Annotated in this window: 13 protein-coding genes; 2 read left to right on the top strand and 11 right to left on the bottom strand. The window is 72.2% G+C overall.

The window, feature by feature from the left end; all coding sequences use genetic code 11:
- Window position 1 precedes the first annotated feature (1 nt).
- Entirely contained in the window at window positions 2–910 is a 909-nt protein-coding gene (locus tag EMA17_RS16935) for an LLM class flavin-dependent oxidoreductase (RefSeq protein ID WP_126637856.1), read from the bottom strand.
- Window positions 911–1,006: 96 nt separating this feature from the next.
- Between EMA17_RS16935 and EMA17_RS16930 the strand changes: the two genes are divergently transcribed.
- Window positions 1,007–1,903 carry a LysR family transcriptional regulator gene (locus EMA17_RS16930; protein ID WP_126637855.1) on the top strand — a complete coding sequence of 299 codons (897 nt, stop codon included), beginning with the start codon at window positions 1,007–1,009 and terminating at the stop codon, window positions 1,901–1,903.
- 14 nt (window positions 1,904–1,917) lie between these two features.
- On the opposite strand, the gene EMA17_RS16925 is transcribed toward EMA17_RS16930, so the two are convergent.
- From EMA17_RS16925 to EMA17_RS16895, 7 genes are read right to left on the bottom strand one after another with little or no spacing between them, the layout of a single operon-like run.
- Window positions 1,918–3,165: a glycerate kinase gene (locus EMA17_RS16925; protein ID WP_126637854.1), complete on the bottom strand. Its 1,248-nt coding sequence runs from the start codon at window positions 3,163–3,165 to the stop codon at window positions 1,918–1,920.
- Window positions 3,162–5,039: a S9 family peptidase gene (locus EMA17_RS16920; RefSeq protein WP_126637853.1), complete on the bottom strand. Its 1,878-nt coding sequence runs from the start codon at window positions 5,037–5,039 to the stop codon at window positions 3,162–3,164. The genes EMA17_RS16925 and EMA17_RS16920 overlap by 4 nt, the downstream gene beginning before the upstream one ends.
- The gene (locus tag EMA17_RS16915) at window positions 5,036–6,133 is read right to left on the bottom strand and encodes an ABC transporter ATP-binding protein (protein ID WP_246126711.1); all 1,098 of its coding nucleotides are present in this window, start codon (window positions 6,131–6,133) and stop codon (window positions 5,036–5,038) included. Before EMA17_RS16915 ends, EMA17_RS16920 begins: the two co-directional genes overlap by 4 nt.
- On the bottom strand, window positions 6,130–7,182 hold the full coding sequence (locus EMA17_RS16910) for an ABC transporter ATP-binding protein (RefSeq protein WP_126637852.1): 1,053 nt from the start codon (window positions 7,180–7,182) through the stop codon (window positions 6,130–6,132). The genes EMA17_RS16915 and EMA17_RS16910 overlap by 4 nt, the downstream gene beginning before the upstream one ends.
- Entirely contained in the window at window positions 7,182–8,129 is a 948-nt protein-coding gene (locus tag EMA17_RS16905) for an ABC transporter permease (protein ID WP_126637851.1), read from the bottom strand. Before EMA17_RS16905 ends, EMA17_RS16910 begins: the two co-directional genes overlap by 1 nt.
- Window positions 8,126–9,094, bottom strand: coding sequence for an ABC transporter permease (locus EMA17_RS16900; RefSeq protein WP_126637850.1), 969 nt, complete (start codon window positions 9,092–9,094; stop codon window positions 8,126–8,128). Before EMA17_RS16900 ends, EMA17_RS16905 begins: the two co-directional genes overlap by 4 nt.
- Window positions 9,095–9,125: 31 nt before the next feature.
- Entirely contained in the window at window positions 9,126–10,847 is a 1,722-nt protein-coding gene (locus tag EMA17_RS16895) for a peptide ABC transporter substrate-binding protein (RefSeq protein ID WP_246126710.1), read from the bottom strand.
- 190 nt (window positions 10,848–11,037) lie between these two features.
- Between EMA17_RS16895 and EMA17_RS16890 the strand changes: the two genes are divergently transcribed.
- The gene (locus EMA17_RS16890) at window positions 11,038–11,805 is read left to right on the top strand and encodes a TetR/AcrR family transcriptional regulator (protein ID WP_126637849.1); all 768 of its coding nucleotides are present in this window, start codon (window positions 11,038–11,040) and stop codon (window positions 11,803–11,805) included.
- Window positions 11,806–11,841: 36 nt separating this feature from the next.
- Here EMA17_RS16890 and EMA17_RS16885 read toward each other — a convergent pair whose 3' ends face one another.
- From EMA17_RS16885 to EMA17_RS16875, 3 genes are read right to left on the bottom strand one after another with little or no spacing between them, the layout of a single operon-like run.
- Window positions 11,842–12,972 carry a M20 family metallopeptidase gene (locus EMA17_RS16885; RefSeq protein WP_126637848.1) on the bottom strand — a complete coding sequence of 377 codons (1,131 nt, stop codon included), beginning with the start codon at window positions 12,970–12,972 and terminating at the stop codon, window positions 11,842–11,844.
- Window positions 12,969–13,883 (bottom strand): alpha/beta fold hydrolase, encoded by a 915-nt coding sequence (locus EMA17_RS16880; RefSeq protein ID WP_126637847.1) that lies wholly within the window; start codon window positions 13,881–13,883, stop codon window positions 12,969–12,971. Before EMA17_RS16880 ends, EMA17_RS16885 begins: the two co-directional genes overlap by 4 nt.
- On the bottom strand, window positions 13,880–14,947 hold the full coding sequence (locus EMA17_RS16875; protein WP_126637846.1) for a tartrate dehydrogenase: 1,068 nt from the start codon (window positions 14,945–14,947) through the stop codon (window positions 13,880–13,882). The genes EMA17_RS16880 and EMA17_RS16875 overlap by 4 nt, the downstream gene beginning before the upstream one ends.
- Window positions 14,948–15,129 lie beyond the last annotated feature (182 nt).

Genomic DNA, 15,129 nt, shown 5'->3' with positions numbered 1-15,129 from the left:
CTCAGGGCCGTATCGGGCCGTCGTGGAGTACGCCTCGCACCTGGTCCACCGACACCGTGTCCGGCGCGAACTCCGCCAGCCACCACGTGGCGCCCGCGTCGGCGTAGGGGGTCGGGTCGGTGCCGGGCGGGAGGGCCACGGCGATGTCGTACGGGGTGGGGCTCGGCGGGCGCAGGTCGGTGAGGGTGGTGACGATGTCGGCGAGTTGGTCCGGGTGTTCGAGGTTGATCGGGAAGAAGCCGTCGTGCCGGGCCGCGCGGCGCAGCGGTTTGGCGTTGCCGGGGAATCCCGCCGCCCACACCGGCACGCCGGGCCGCTGCACCGGTCGGGGCAGGAAGGTCATGTCGTCGACAGTGTGGTGCCGGCCGTGGTGCCGCACCGGGTCGCCGGACCATGCGGCGGTGAGGATCTCCAGCGACTCGTCGAGCATGCGTCCGCGCCGCACGGGGTCGGTTTCGTCGCCGGTGGCGCGCAGCTCGTCGGCGAAACGGTCGCTGCCGAGGCCGACGCCGAGGGTGAGACGACCGCCGCTGAGCCGGTCCAGGGTCGCGGTTTCCCTGGCCACCTTGGTCGGCCGGCGGCGGGCGAGCGGGGTGACCATGGGGCCGAGCCGAAGGGTGTCGGTGGCGGTGGCGATCGCGGCCAGCGTGATCCACGGGTCGGCCACGTCGCGGATCGGCGACCGCCAACTCAGGTGGTCCCAGACGAACACGCCGTGCCAGCCGGCCTCCTCGGCGTCGGCGGCCAGGCGGGCGACCGCCGCCGGTTCGGCCAACTCGTCGAACAGCGGCAACCACAGCGCCGAACGCGGTCCGGGCGCGGCCGGCCGGTCGAGGTGCGCCGGGCTGGGGCGGTCGCCGGGCACGGGCGTGTCGTCGGAGGGGATCGGAGGGGTGTCGTGATCGCTCATGAGTGCCACGCTAGACCGGGGATTCCATCGGTGAAAGCGATGGTTTTCGATCGACTCGATCGCTTTCGGCGATGTTCACCGGCTAGGGTGAGGCCCATGCGGGACATGGAGCTGCGGCATCTCGCCGCGATGGCCGCCGTCGCCGACGAGGGCTCGTTCGGGCGGGCGGCCGGGCGGCTCGGATACACCCAGTCGACGGTGAGTCAGCAGATCGCGGCCCTGGAGAAGGCCGTCGGGGGCGCCGTGTTCGACCGCCCGGGCGGGCCCAAGCCGGTGCGGCTGACCCCGCTCGGCGCGGTGGTGCTGGAGCACGCGCGCGAACTGCTGGCGCGGGCTCGGGCGATGACGGCCGCCGTGGACCGTTTCAGGGCCGGCGACGGGCGGATCGACATCGGCACGTTCCAGAGCGTGTCCAACGTGATCCTGCCGCCGATCGTGCGCACGCTCCGGGACGAGCACCCCGACTGCGACATCAGGCTGTTCGAGGAGGAGGCCGACACGCCGCGGCTCCGCGACCTCGACCTGATGTTCTTCGACGGTCGCGGCGACGGCGACGTCGAACACCTCAAACTGCTCGACGATCCCTACGTGCTCGTGGCCCGCCGCGGCACCTTCCCCGACGGCCCGGTACGCCCGGCCCACCTCGACGGCGCACCGATGGTGGCGCACCCGCCGATCTGCGACCAGGCCCGGATGGAACGGGAGCTCGCCCGCCGCGGCGTCCGCCCGCACATCGTCTTCCGCACCGCGGGCAACGAGAGCGTGCTGTCGATGGTGCGCGCCGGGATGGGCTCGGCGATCCTCCCCCGACTCGTCGTGCACGGCGGCGACGTCCGCGCCGACGACACGCTGTGCCTGCACGAGCTCCGGCCCGAACTCCCGGCCCGCGAGATCTTCCTGCTCTGGCAGGCCGGCCGCACCCACTCGCCCCTCGCGACACGGGCCATCGAGATCGCCGTGCACGTCGCCGACGCGATCACCCGATCCGGGTGATCGCGTCGCACCGGCTACCCCGCGCCCGTCGCGGCCGCCCGCGGGCCGGGCAGGTGTTCGCGGGCGATCACCTGCCCCATCGCGCGCAGCAGCGAGGCGGCCGCGGCGATCGAGCGGACCGGGTCGGGTTCGAGGCTGCCCAGGCTGTAGCCGGCCAGGAACCCGGCCGCGAGGACCTGATCGCGGGTCAGGCTCAGCCGCCCGCACACGGCGACGACCGGGACACCGGCTCGGCCCGCGCGGCGGGCGACGCCGAGTGGGGCCTTGCCCTGGAGGGTCTGCGCGTCCATCGCGCCCTCACCGGTGACGACCAGGGTCGCCGCGCGCAGTTCCCGATCGATCCCCACCGCGTCCAGGACCAGGTCGACGCCCGGACGGCGGCGCGCGCCCAGGCCGACCAGCGCCCCGAAGCCCGCGCCACCGGCGGCTCCGGCACCGGGCAGCGCCGCCATCCGCGCGGCACGCGTACCCACGGTCGCCGTCAGGACGTCGAGCAGTCGGCCGAGACCGGCCTCCAGCACGGCGACGTCCTCGGGAGCCGCACCCTTCTGCGGGCCGTACAGGGCGGCGGCCCCGCCGGGCCCGAGCAGGGGCGCCTCCACATCGCCGGCCACCACGAACTCGGTGGCCGCCAACCGCGTGTCCAGGCCGGACAGGTCGGCGCCGGCCAGGCCGAGCAGGCCCGCGCCGCCGTCGGGTATCGCCCGCCCGTCGGCGGCGGTGAACCGGGCCCCCAGCGCGCCGAGCAGGCCCACTCCCCCGTCGGTGCAGGCGCTGCCGCCCAGGCCCAGCACGACGGTGCGCGCTCCGGCGTCCAGCGCGGCCCGCACCACCTCGCCCGCGCCCCGGCTGCTCGCGGTGAGCGGCGCCGGGACGTGGTCGGGCAGCAGCGACAGGCCGCAGCTCTGGGCGAGTTCCACCACCGCCGTGGTGCCGCGTTGGGCGAAGGCGGCGCGGACGGGGCGGCCGGTGGGCCCGCCGACGGTGACGACCCGGCGGCGGAATCCGCGCCGGACCAGTGCGTCCACGGTGCCCTCGCCGCCGTCGGCGACGGGCAGTTCGGCCACCGACAGGCCGGGGCGGGCCCGGCGCAGCCCGGCCGCGAGGTTCCGGGCCACCTGCGCGGCGTCGAGCGAGCCCTTGAACTTGTCCGGGGCGAGCAGCACATGCGCCGCCGGCCCGCCGGACGCCCGCGCGTCCGGTGCGGCGTAGGTGCCGCCGCCCGGGTCACGCGTGCGCGGCACGAAGCGGGTCGCGGTCATCCGAGGTGTCGCCCGGTCGGCGGCTCGACGGGTCCGCGCGACCAGGGCTCGCCGCGCAGGGCGGCCTGGACGAGGTCCATCAGCTGCCGCTGGTCCTCCACCTCCTGCCGGCGGCTGCTGGTCTCGTGGCCGCCGCTGAACCAGTCCAGCCGTACGTCCCCGCCCACGTCCTGGAGGGCCTTCGCGTAGGCGTACGCCTGCGCGGGCGGGGTTCGGGTGTCGTGGGTGGCCTGCACGATGCACACGGGTGAGCGCACCGACGCGACGTAGGTGATCGGCGAGGAGTGCCGGAAGCGGTCCGGGTCGAGACGGGGGTCGGCACCGAAGAACGCCTTCCAGGCCGCGCGCAGGGCCGGGTTCATGTCCTCGTACGCGCCCACCCAGTCGGCCATCGGCACGAAGGCCATCGCCCCCGCGAACACCTTCGGCGACCGGCCGACGGACAGCAGGGACAGGAAACCGCCGTAGGAGGCACCGGTGACGAAGACCCGGTCGGCGTCGGCGACGCGGTCGGCCACCAGTCGGCGCACCGCCGACTCGATGTCCTCCAGTTCGCGGTCGCCGATGGAGCCGATGAAGCCTTCGCGGAACCGGCGGCCGAAGGTGACCGAGCCCCGGTAGTTCAACGACGCGTACGCCACGCCCGAGTCGACCCACGCCTGTGCCTGGGGATTGTAGGAGTCGACGGACACGAGGTTGGGGCCGCCGTGCAGGTTCAGCACCAGCGGCAGGGGCCCCTCGGTGTTCGGGGGCCGGCACACCCACAGCTGCAGGGGGGTGCCGTCGGTGGAGTACACGACGAGCGAGTCGGCCCGCACACCCGGCACCGGGGGCGTCGCCGGATCGAGCGCGGTGACCTCGCCCGTCGAGCGGTCGACGTACCGGACCGTCAGGGGCTGGTCGAAGCGCTGGTGCAGCAGGCGCACGCGTCCGTCGGCGGCGTAGTGGGAGGCCCACTGGTTCAGGTGGGCCGCGGCGACGTCGGGCTCGAAGTACGCCCCGTCCGGGTGGGCGATCGCGGTCAGCTCGCGTCGGAGCAGGTCGAATTCCAGGACCCGGTGCAGGCCGCGGTCGACGTGCGCGAGCAGGATCCGGGTACCGTCGTCGGACCAGTCCAGCGCGACCAGGTCGCCGTCCAGATCCGGGGCGTCCACGTCTATCCGACCGCCGTCGGCGGGGTCCCAGACGCACGGGCGGGCGAAGCCGGTGCGCTCGGTCGACACGAGCAGGCGGTCGTCGCCCGCGACCGGGGAGAACCGTACCGCCCGCACGGGTGCCTCGGGCCCGTCGGTGAGCCGGCCGAGCACCGCTCCCGTGCCGGTCGCCACGACGGTGACGGCGAAGCGGCGCACGCCGGGGTTGTGGTCGGTGGTGTCGACGCTCGCGATCCGCCCGTCGGCGGAGATCAGGCCGTTCCACGCCTCGTGCGGGGAGGTGAACAACCGCCGGGGCGAGCGGGTACCGCGGTCGTGCAGGTACCAGAGGCTGAAGCCGTCGGGGGCCGCGGCGGTGATCACGACGTCGTCGCCGTACCGGGCGGTGTCGATGCCCCGGAGGGCGTAGGGCGCGAGGTCGGGGGTCAGGTCGCGGCGGTCGGTCCCGTCCACGGAGGTGGCCCACACGTGTCCGACTTCGGAGCCGTTGTCGTCGTGCAGGCTGAGCACCAGTTCGCCGTCCGCGCCGAGCACCGCCTCGCCCGGGTCGCCGAAGTCGCCCGAGAGCGGCACGCCGATCCCTCGCTCGGCGTCCCAGCGGGCGAGCGTCTGGCCCTGCTCGGTGTCCCCGACCACCAGGCACAGGTCGCGCTCGCCCCGGCCGCGGCGCATGGACAGGATGCGGTCGGTGGTGAAGAAACGATGCCAGGACTCGGTCATGAGGCGGGCCTTTCGGGGGTGTCGGCGTGCGATTGCGGTGCGGCGGGGGTGTCGTGGCTCGCGCGCGGCGCCGCGAGCGTGTCGAGGCCCGGTCGCGACGCGGCGGACGGGTCGGGGTCGGTGCGCGCGAGGACTTCGGGAAAGTGGCAGGCCGTACGGTGCCCGTCGCCCGTCTCGGCGAGCGGCGGGGTCACCTCCGCGCAGATCCCCTGCGCCTTCCAGCAGCGGGTACGGAATCGGCAGCCGGAGGGCGGAGCCAGCGGACTGGGTATGTCGCCCTCCAGCACGATCCGCTTGCGGGTGCGCTGGACACGTGGGTCGGGGATCGGCACGGCGGACAGCAGCGCCTGCGTGTAGGGGTGTCGCGCGGCCTCGAACAGCGCGTCCACCGGCGCGTGTTCGACGATCCGGCCGAGGTACATCACCGCGACCTCGTCGCTGATCTGGCGGACCACGGACAGGTCGTGGGCGATGAACAGGTAGGTCAGCCCCAGCTGTTCCTGGAGGTCTTCCAACAGGTTCACCACCCCGGCCTGGACGCTGACGTCCAGTGCGCTCACCGGCTCGTCCAGGACCAGCACCTCGGGCTCCACGGCCAGGGCCCGGGCGATCCCGATGCGCTGACGCTGCCCGCCGGAGAACTGGTGCGGGAAGCGGTGGGCGTGCGCGGGGTCGAGGCCGACCAGGTCGAGGAGTTCGTGCACCCGTTCGTGTTCGTGCCCCGGGTGCAGGCCGTGGATCCGCAGCGGCTCGGCGAGGATGGACCGCACGCTCATCTGCGGGTTGAGCGAGGAGTAGGGGTCCTGGAAGACGAGTTGCACCCGGCGGCGGATGTCCGACAGGGCCCGCCGGTTCGCGGTGGCGATGTCGGTGCCGTCGAGCAGGACCCGGCCGCCGGCGGGGGTGACCAGGCGCACCAGGCAGCGGCCGAGGGTGCTCTTGCCGCAGCCGGTCTCGCCGACCAGACCCAGGGTGCGGCCCCGTGGGATGGCGAAGTCCACGCCGGAGACGGCCTGGACGACGGCGGCGTTGCGGCCGCGGCCGGTGCGATACTCGGCCACCAGTCCGGTGACGTCCACCGCGGTCGTGGTCATCGCTTCACGCTCCCGATCTCGTGGTGGCGCACGCAGGCCGTGGTGTGCGTCGCGTCGACGGCCAGCAGTGGCGTGTCGGGCGCGCCGCAGATCTCGGGCACCGCGTGCGCGCAGCGGGGCTGGAAGGGGCATCCGGTCGGCCGTTCGCTCGGCAGCGGGGGCCGTCCGGGGATCTGCACGAGTCGTTCGGCGCGCCGGTCGATGCGCGGCAGCGACCCGAGCAGGCCGGTCGTGTACGGGTGGGCGGGTTGGTGGAACAGCGGGTCCACCGGGCTTTCCTCGAGTTTGCGTCCGCAGTACATGACCATCACCCGGTCGGCGATTCCGGCGACCACCCCCAGGTCGTGGGTGATCAGCAGGACGGAGGTGTGGGTGCGGTCCTGGACCCGTTCGATCACGTCGAGGACCTGGGCCTGCACGGTCACGTCCAGGGCCGTGGTCGGCTCGTCGGCGATCAGCAGGGCGGGCTCGTTGGCGATGGCCATCGCGATCATGACGCGCTGGCGCATGCCGCCGGAGAGTTCGTGCGGGTAGCGGTCCACCCGCTCGCGCGGGGAGGCGATGCCGACCAGGTCGAGGAGGTCGACGGTGCGTTCGCGCAGGGCCCGGCGATCCTGGCTCGCGTCGTGTACGCCGACGGCCTCGGCGACCTGTGCGCCGATGGTCATCATCGGGTTGAGCGCGGCGAGCGCGTCCTGGAAGACGACCGCGATCTGCCTGCCGCGGATCGGGCGCAGTTCCCGGTCGGAGAGGTCGAGCAGTTCCCGGCCGTGCAGGCGCACCGATCCCTCGGCGCGGGCGTTGCGCGGGAGCAGGCCCATGATCGCCATGGTGGCGGCGCTTTTGCCGGAGCCGGACTCGCCGACGATGCCCAGGGTCTCGCCGGGGGCCACGTCGAACGACAGGCGTTCGACCGCGACCACCGGTCCGGAGTCGGTCCGGTAGGTGACGGTGAGGTCGCGCACGGACAACACGGGCGCCGGGTCGGCGCTCGGCGCCGGGGTCGCGGCCGGGGCGCCGCTCGTCGCGGGAGGCGGGTCGGTGATCATCACTGCCTTCCTTGGGGGTCGAAGGCGTCGCGCAGGCCGTCGCCGACGAAGTTGACGGCGAGCACGGTGATCAGGATCGCCAGGCCCGGTACGTACAGCAGGTATGCCTGCGAGGTGCCGATCAGTCCGGCGGCCTGGCTGAGCATGTTGCCCCAGCTGGACTGGGGCGGTTGGATACCGAACCCGAGGAAGCTGGTGGTGGATTCGAGGATGATGGCCGAGGCGACGGCCAGGGACACGTTGACGGCGATCACGCCGGTCAGGTTGGGCAGCAGGTGGCGCACCACGATGCGCGCGTTCGAGGCGCCGATCACCCGGGCGGCCTGGATGAACTCCTTGTTGCGCAGGGTGAGTACCTGCGCGCGCACCACCCGGGCGATCATGGTCCAGCCGAGGGCGGACAGGACCAGGACGATGGTCGACGGGGAGGATCCCACCGCCTGGAGTGCCAGGGCCAGCACGGCGATGGCGGGCACGATCAGGAACAGGTCGGTCACCCGCATGATCACCTCGTCGGCCCAACCGCCGGCGAATCCGGCGATCGCACCGACGGCGGTGCCGACGACGGTGGACAGCAGCGCGACGCAGATGCCGATCGCGAGTGAGACCTGTCCGGCGAACAACAGTTCGCTGAGGTAGTCGCGACCGAGCGAGTCGGTGCCCAGCCAGTGGCCCGAGGACGGCTGTTGGGCGCCCAGCAGGAGGTCCTGGTGGTTGTGCCCGTAGGGGGCGATCCAGTCGGCGCCGAAACAGGCGACGGCCAGGGCGGTCAGGATGAACAGGCCGACGACGGCCAGGCGGTGGCGCAGGAATCGGGCCAGCACGATCCGGTACCGGGGCTTGTCCCCGTTGCGCGCGGGTGCGGTCGGCGCGGGTTCGCCCGATGCCGGGGTCGGGGCGGTCGGTGCCTGGGAGGCGGCGATCCGGGCCGCGGCGGAGTCGGTCATCTCAGGGCCACCCTCGGGTCCAGGAGCGCGTAGGCCACGTCCGCCAGCAGGTTGAAGGCGATCACGGCGACGGCCACCACGAGCATCCACGGGATCAGCACGAACACGTCGCCGGCCAGGATCGAGCTGAGGAAGAGCCGGCCCATGCCGGGGATCGCGTAGATCTGTTCGGTGACCACCAGGCCGCCGACCAGGACGGCCGCGTCCAGGGCCACGACGGTGACGAAGGGCGCGAGCGCGTTGCGCAGGGCGTGCCGGAACAGGATGCGCCGGCGCGGGACACCCTTGGCCCGGGCCGTGCGCACGTAGTCGCTGCCGAGGGCTTCGAGCATCGAGGCGCGGCTGAACCGGGACCAGCTGGCGACCAATCCGATGGTCAGCGTGACCACGGGAAGCGCCAGGTGACGGAAGTAGTCGAGGTTGATCCCGCTCTCGCCGACCGAGTGCAGTCCGACGAAGTACAGTGGGGGTTCGCTCAGGCCGAACTGCTGCCTGGGCCACACCGCCAGGACCTGGATGAGCACCAGGCCGAGCCAGAAGGCGGGCATCGCGATGCCGACGTAGGACAGCCCGGTGAGCACGTAGTCGCCGGCCGAGTACTGGCGGGCCGCCGAGTAGATCCCGATGGCGAGGGCGATCACGGCGGCGAACAGCACGCCCCAGAACATCAGTTGCAAGGTGACTTCGAGCGCGGAGCCGATCATCGGCATGACGGATCCGCTGGTACGGGTGCTGGTGCCCCAGTCGCCGGTGACGAAGGCTTTCATCCACAGCAGGTACTGCTCGGGCACGGAGCGGTCCAGTCCGAGCAGTTCGGTCTGGCGGCGTACGGCGCCGGGGTCGGTGGACTGGCGCAGTTTGGCGAGCGGGTCGAAGGTCGCCCGGACGGCCCAGAACAGGATGTACGAGGCGATCACCAGCACGGGCAGCGAGTAGGCCAGTCGGCGCAGGGTGTATCTCAGCATGGGATGTCCTCGGCGAGGGGTCGGACGCCGGTCATTTCGCCAGTCCCCATTCGGCGAGGTTCCAGAACGGGCCCTGGACGGGGTTGATGCTGATCGGGCCGCCGACCTTCTTGCCGGTCAGCAGGATGTTGGGAACCGCGCCGAGCGGCAGCGACGGCACGGATTCGGCGAGCAGCTTCTCGCTTCGGCGGGACGCCTCCAGCCGGGACGCCTCGTCGACGTCGCTGCCGACCCGGCCGAGCAGCGCGTCCAGGCCGGGCACGTTCGCGCGGACGAAGTTGATGCCCGAGTTGCCGTTGGCGTCGCTGGGGATGGACCCCGAGCCGAAGCTGGCGTCCAGGGTGGGTTCGGGGAAGGTGTCGGTCAGGTTCCACAGCCCGAGTTGGAAGTCCCCGGCCGGGGCGACCTTGCCGAACAGGTTCGCGGCGCTGGTGTTCTTGATGGTCATCTTGAATCCGGCCTGACGCAGTTGCGATTGCAGGATCTGCTCGGTGAGTTCGCGGCTCTGGTTGCCGGCGAGCGAGACGATCGTGAACTGTGCGGCGCGGCCGTCCTTGGCCCAGATCCCGTCGCCGTTCTTCGCCCACCCGGCGGCGGTCATGATCTGCCCGACCCTGGTGAGATCGCGCTGGTAGACGGCGAAGTCCTCGGCCGCGAACGCGGACACCAGCGGGGACAGGAAGCTCTGCGCGGGCGCGGTCACGCCCAGCGAGCCGAAGAGTTTGCGGACGATCGCGGCGCGGTCGATCGAGTAGGCGAACGCCTCACGGACCGCCTTGGAGTCGAACGGGAACGCGGCGTTGTTCATCCACAACGCCTGGAGGTTGCCGGTACGGGTCTCCACCTGCATGTCGGCGCTGCCGCCGAGCGAGTTGATCTGGGAGAGCACGTCGAGTTGCGGCGTCGGGTAGAGGGCGTCGAGCTGGCCGCTGGCGAAGGCCTGGAACTCGGCGGCGGTGTCGGTGGTGAACTGGAACGTCACCTTGTTCAGATGGGGTTTGGGGCCCCAGTAGCGCTCGTTGGGGACCAGGGTGACCGAGGTGCCCCTGATCCAGGAGGCGATCTTCCACGGCCCGCCGCTGAAGCCGTAGCCGTTCTTCATCACCTCGTTGCGGTCCTTGCCCTCGAGGAGGTGCGCCGGCAGTACGCCGTACTCGGCGCCGAACAGCTGCCGCCAGTTGGCGTAGGGGGACTTGAGGGTGAGGATCGCGGTGCGCGCGTCCGGGGTGGCGATCGTGTCGATGAGGTCGTAGCCGGTCTGGGTGAAGATGTCCTTGCCGTCGCGGATCTGCAGCGCGGTGTACTTCAGATCGGCCGAGGTGATCGGTTGCCCGTCGGACCAGACCGCGGCGGGGTTGAGCGTGTAGGTGATCGTCTGCCGCCCGTCCGCCACCTCGGTGGTGGGCGTGCCGGCCATCAGCGAGGATGGGACGGGCACCCAGTCCTTGCCCCGCTGTACGACGGTGAAGACCTGCGGGATGGTCTGCGCCTGCATGAGGTAGCTGCCCCAGATGGAGCCGGCGCAGGTGGAGATCCAGTCCGCGCAGTCCGGCTCCTGTTCGGCGCCGATCACCAGGCTTCCGCCCTCCTTGACGGGGACGTTGCGGATGGAGTTGGTTCCCGGCGCCAGCGCCGGCGCACCCGAGGTGCACGCGGTCGCCACGAGCACGGTCAAGGCCGCGAGGGCGCCGGCCACGGGGTTGCGCAGTCTTCGGGCTCTGGGCGGCCGATGGCCGGTTCGTTCAGGAATCATGGTGTTCGACCTTCCCTGTACGGGATGTCCCCGGGACTCGAGGATCAAGGGTAAGGAGACGTGAACGGCATAGCAATACACATAGGCTAGTAGTTAGCCGATGAGATTGACTTGAAATGTGGCGATGGGTCCGCCAGGCTCGGAACAACGGGCGCCCACCGGCGCCGACTCCCAGGAAGGACCCCCGCACATGAGCGCACCGAACGCCGATGACCCCTCGGGTGCGCCGGCGAAAACCGCCGGCCCCAGGCGCCGTCGACTCCCCCGGGACACCCTCAGCCGCCAGGTGATCCTGGAGGCCGCCGAGCGGGTCGCCGCACGGGACGGACTGGACGCCTTCACCTTCCAGTCGCTGGCCAAGGAGGTGAATGCCCACCCGACCTCGCTCTATCGGCACTTTCGCGACAAGGACCAGTTGGTCCTGGAGCTGATCGACGACCTCCGGGCGCGCTCCTACGGCGGCCGTCTGGAGGCGACCGACTCCTGGCGCGAGGATCTGCGCACGCTGGCCCACTACGTGCACGAACACCTGATGCGCTACCCGCAGTTCGCCGTGCAGATGGCCGCGCGCACCACCCGCAGGCCCACCGAGTTCGCCAACGTCGAGTTCGCCCTGGACGCGCTGCTGCGCGCCGGCCTCGACGAGGAGGACGCGGCCATGTACCTGCGCGTGTTCGGCAACGTGGTGCGCTCGCTGGCGAGCATGGAGGCGGGCATGCTCGTCCTGGACCCGGAGACCCGCGACGGCGACACGCTGGCCTGGCAGTTGGAGTACCGCAGGCTGCCGGCCGAGCGATACCCGCGCATCGCCGCGATGAGCGGGGGGCTCCGGGACATCGGCGACCCCCGGGTCTTCGACACCGCCGTGGACCTGTTCCTCGACGCGATCGAGGCGCGTGCGGCACAGGTCCGGGAGGCGAGGGCCGCGAAGGAGGGGGCCGCTCCGGAAGGGGAGTGAGCCGATCCGGTCGGCGTGCGCCCGGTGCGTCCTCCGTCAGCCGGTGGTCGCCGTGACCGCCGGCGCCCGGATCAGTCCGGCCACCAGCCTCGCCCGCTCCGGGAGGGAGCGCAGGTCCACCCACTCGTGTCGGGCGTGCGCGCCGGCGCCCGCGGGTCCGAGGCCGTCCAGCGTGGGGATGCCCAGTCCGGCGGTGAAGTTGCCGTCGGAGGCACCGCCGACCCGGGCCTCCCCGAGTGCGGCCAGCCCCTGCTCCCGGGCCAGGCGGCGGGCGGCCGACAGCAGGTGCACGGACATGTCGCGTTCCAACGGGGGGCGGTTGATGCCTCCGGCCAGTTCGACCCGGGCCTCGGGCAACCGTGCGCACAGTGCGTTCAGCGCCCGCTCGACCCGCTCCAACTCCCGCCGCTCCCAGGCCCGTACGTCGATCTCGACATGGGCTGACTCGGGCACGGTGTTGGTCGTGGTCCCGGCCGCGCCGACGGTGGGGGTGACCGTCGTGCCGCGTCCGGTGTCGCCGAGGCCGTCGATCGCCAATACCTGGTGCGCCAACTCCACCAGGGCGTTGACCCCCGACTCCGGCTCCAGTCCGGCATGCGCCGCGCGCCCGCGTACGGCCAGGCGATACAGCGCCACACCCTTGCGGGCGGTCTTCAAGGCCCCGTCCTGACCGGGCTCCAACACCAGTACCGCCCGGCAGTCGGCCGCCGCCGCCTCGACCAGCGCGCGCGAGGTGAGCGAGCCGCGCTCCTCGTCGCCGGTGACCAGCATCCGCACGTCGTCGGCGCCTCCCGTCAGCTCCAGCGCGTCCAGCGCCGTGACGAGACCCGCCTTCATGTCGAACACCCCGGGCCCGGTCGCCCGCCCGTCCACCGCGGTGAACGGGCGCTCGGCGAGGGTACCCAGCGGCCAGACCGTGTCGGCGTGGCCCAGCAGCAATACCGGGGGCCGCGCCGGGTCGGGGACCCGCTCGTGCACGTACAGGTGCGGCACCCCGTCGCTGACCACACGTTCGGCCCGGCCCAGCAGGCCGCTCGACCACGAGGCGAGCAATTCGTACAGCGGGTCCAGCCCCGGAACGTGGCCGGACGGCGTCTCCAACTCGACCAGTTGCCGCAATCGGCGCAGGGAACGCGCGGCGTCGACGTCGTGGGAAGTGGTGGTCAACGGGTGCCTCCCGATTCGGTGGGCCGGCAGAACGACGCCAGGGCCCGCGCCACCTCGTGGGGCGCTTCCTCGCACAGGTAGTGGTCGGCCTCGATCGGCGCCGCGTCGACGTGGCGCGCGTACGACCGCCAGACGTCCGGCACGTCGAAGGAGCGCCCCACGTAGCTGTGCGTCCCCCACAGCGCGAGCAGCGGTGCCTCGATCACGCGGCCCCGTTCGCGGTCCCCGCGGTCGTGCACCAGGTCGATGCCGGCCGCGGCCCGGTAGTCGGCGCACGACGCGCGCACCGTGGCCGGGTCGAAGCAGCGCACGTATTCGGCCATCGCCCCCTCGTCGAACGGCGCTCCGCCGGCGTGCCGGCCGGCGAAGCGACTGCGCAACCAGGCGTCGGTGTCGGCGAGGATCAGCCGCTCGGGCAGGTCGGACTCCAGCGCGAGGAAGAACCAGTGGAAGTAGCTGGAGGCCATCGCCCGATCGACGTTGTCGAACATGTGCAGCGTCGGCACCACGTCCAGCACGGCGACGCACCGCACCCGCTCGGGCGAGTCGAGCGCCATCCGGTGGGCGACGCGGGCGCCCCGGTCGTGGCCCACGACCGCGAAGCGCGCGAAGCCCAGGGACCGCATGAGCGCGACCTGGTCGGCGGCCATGACGCGCTTCCCATAGGTCGTATGGGAGGGCGTGTCGGCGGGTTTGTCGCTGTCCCCGTAGCCGCGCAGGTCCGCCAGCACGACGGTGTGGCCGGCCGCGATCAACTCCGGGGCGACCCGGTGCCACATGGCCGAGGTCTGCGGGTAGCCGTGGAGCAGCAGGATCGGGGGGCCGTCGCCGCCGACGAGGGCGTTGATCCGGACTCCGTCGCGGGAGGACTCGACCCGGCGCAGGCCGGGCGGCGGGTGGTACGTGGTCATGCGGCCGTCCCGGAGCGGCGCAATTCCTCGATGAAGGCGTCGCACACCTCGTTCGTGGACAGCGTGCCGCCGAGGTCGGGGGTGACCGTGCCGGCCGCGACGACCCGATCCAGCGCCCGGACCAGGCGGTCGGCCGCCTCCTTCTCGCCGAGGTGCTCCAGCATCAGCGCGCCGGACCAGATCTGGCCGATCGGGTCGGCCGATCCGGTGCCGACGATGTCCGGCGCGGAGCCGTGGATGGGCTCGAACATCGAGGGGCCGCGGCCGGTGGGGTCGATGTTGCCGCAGGGGGCGACGCCGATGCTTCCGGCGAGCGCGGCGGTCAGGTCGCTGAGGATGTCGCCGAACAGGTTGGAGGCGACGATCACGTCGAAGCGTGTCGGGTCCAGCACGAGCAGCGCGGCGAGGGCGTCGACGTGGTACGAGGTCAACTCGACGTCGGGGAAGTCGGCGGCGACCTCGGCCACCACCTCGTCCCAGAACGGCATGGTGTGCACGATGCCGTTCGACTTGGTCGCGGAGGCCACCCGGCCCGAGCGGGTACGGGCCAGCCCGAAGGCGTAGCGGGCGATGCGCTCGACGCCCATGCGGGTGAACACGGCTTCCTGCACCGCGAGTTCGTGGGGCCGGCCGCGGTACAACCGGCCACCGACCTCGCCGTACTCACCCTCGGTGTTCTCCCGCACCACCACCAGGTCGAACGGTCGTTCGTCGCGCAGCGGCCCACGGATCCCGGGCAGCGAACGCACCGGGCGCAGCGAGACGAACTGGTCGAACTCCCGCCTGATGGGAATCAGCAGCCCCCACAGCGACACGTGATCGGGAACCTCCGGCGTACCGACCGCCCCGAGCAGGATCGCGTCGGCCTCGCCCAGTTGTTCGATCCCGTCGCTCGGCATCATCGCACCGGTCTCGGCGTGGAACGCGCAGCCCCAGGGATGCTCCGTCCACAACAGTTCGAACCCGTGTGCCGCGGACAGCACGTCGAGGACCCGCCGAGCGGCCGGCACGGTCTCACGACCGATGCCGTCGCCGGGGATCGCCGCGATCCGATATGTACGCATGCGAACTCCCATCACCCCTACTAGCAACGCACCTAGCCTATGAGATAGCCACGGTGAATTGCTAGAGGTGTGCACAGTGCCCCGCACCACCGCCGCCCGCGGCGCGCGGGGCGGGGGTGGGAGGACCGCCGGAGCAGTGAGGTGGGGTGGAGTGCGAGGCGCGAGCTCGGAGCGGAGGCGGC

Origin of the sequence: Embleya hyalina (assembly GCF_003967355.1) — a bacterium.
GTDB lineage: Bacteria > Actinomycetota > Actinomycetes > Streptomycetales > Streptomycetaceae > Embleya > Embleya hyalina.
This window is presented reverse-complemented; position numbering and strand designations above follow the sequence as displayed.

Excerpts from the sequence above, each read along its gene's own strand:
- EMA17_RS16925 (WP_126637854.1), bottom strand. The coding sequence starts at position 3,165 with ATGACCGCGACCCGCTTCGTGCCGCGCACGCGTGACCCGGGCGGCGGC.
- EMA17_RS16895 (WP_246126710.1), bottom strand. The coding sequence starts at position 10,847 with ATGATTCCTGAACGAACCGGCCATCGGCCGCCCAGAGCCCGAAGACTG.
- EMA17_RS16910 (WP_126637852.1), bottom strand. The coding sequence starts at position 7,182 with ATGATCACCGACCCGCCTCCCGCGACGAGCGGCGCCCCGGCCGCGACC.
- EMA17_RS16935 (WP_126637856.1), bottom strand. The coding sequence starts at position 910 with ATGAGCGATCACGACACCCCTCCGATCCCCTCCGACGACACGCCCGTG.
- EMA17_RS16875 (WP_126637846.1), bottom strand. The coding sequence starts at position 14,947 with ATGCGTACATATCGGATCGCGGCGATCCCCGGCGACGGCATCGGTCGT.
- EMA17_RS16890 (WP_126637849.1), top strand. The coding sequence starts at position 11,038 with ATGAGCGCACCGAACGCCGATGACCCCTCGGGTGCGCCGGCGAAAACC.
- EMA17_RS16920 (WP_126637853.1), bottom strand. The coding sequence starts at position 5,039 with ATGACCGAGTCCTGGCATCGTTTCTTCACCACCGACCGCATCCTGTCC.
- EMA17_RS16930 (WP_126637855.1), top strand. The coding sequence starts at position 1,007 with ATGCGGGACATGGAGCTGCGGCATCTCGCCGCGATGGCCGCCGTCGCC.
- EMA17_RS16905 (WP_126637851.1), bottom strand. The coding sequence starts at position 8,129 with ATGACCGACTCCGCCGCGGCCCGGATCGCCGCCTCCCAGGCACCGACC.
- EMA17_RS16915 (WP_246126711.1), bottom strand. The coding sequence starts at position 6,133 with ATGACCACGACCGCGGTGGACGTCACCGGACTGGTGGCCGAGTATCGC.
- EMA17_RS16900 (WP_126637850.1), bottom strand. The coding sequence starts at position 9,094 with ATGCTGAGATACACCCTGCGCCGACTGGCCTACTCGCTGCCCGTGCTG.
- EMA17_RS16880 (WP_126637847.1), bottom strand. The coding sequence starts at position 13,883 with ATGACCACGTACCACCCGCCGCCCGGCCTGCGCCGGGTCGAGTCCTCC.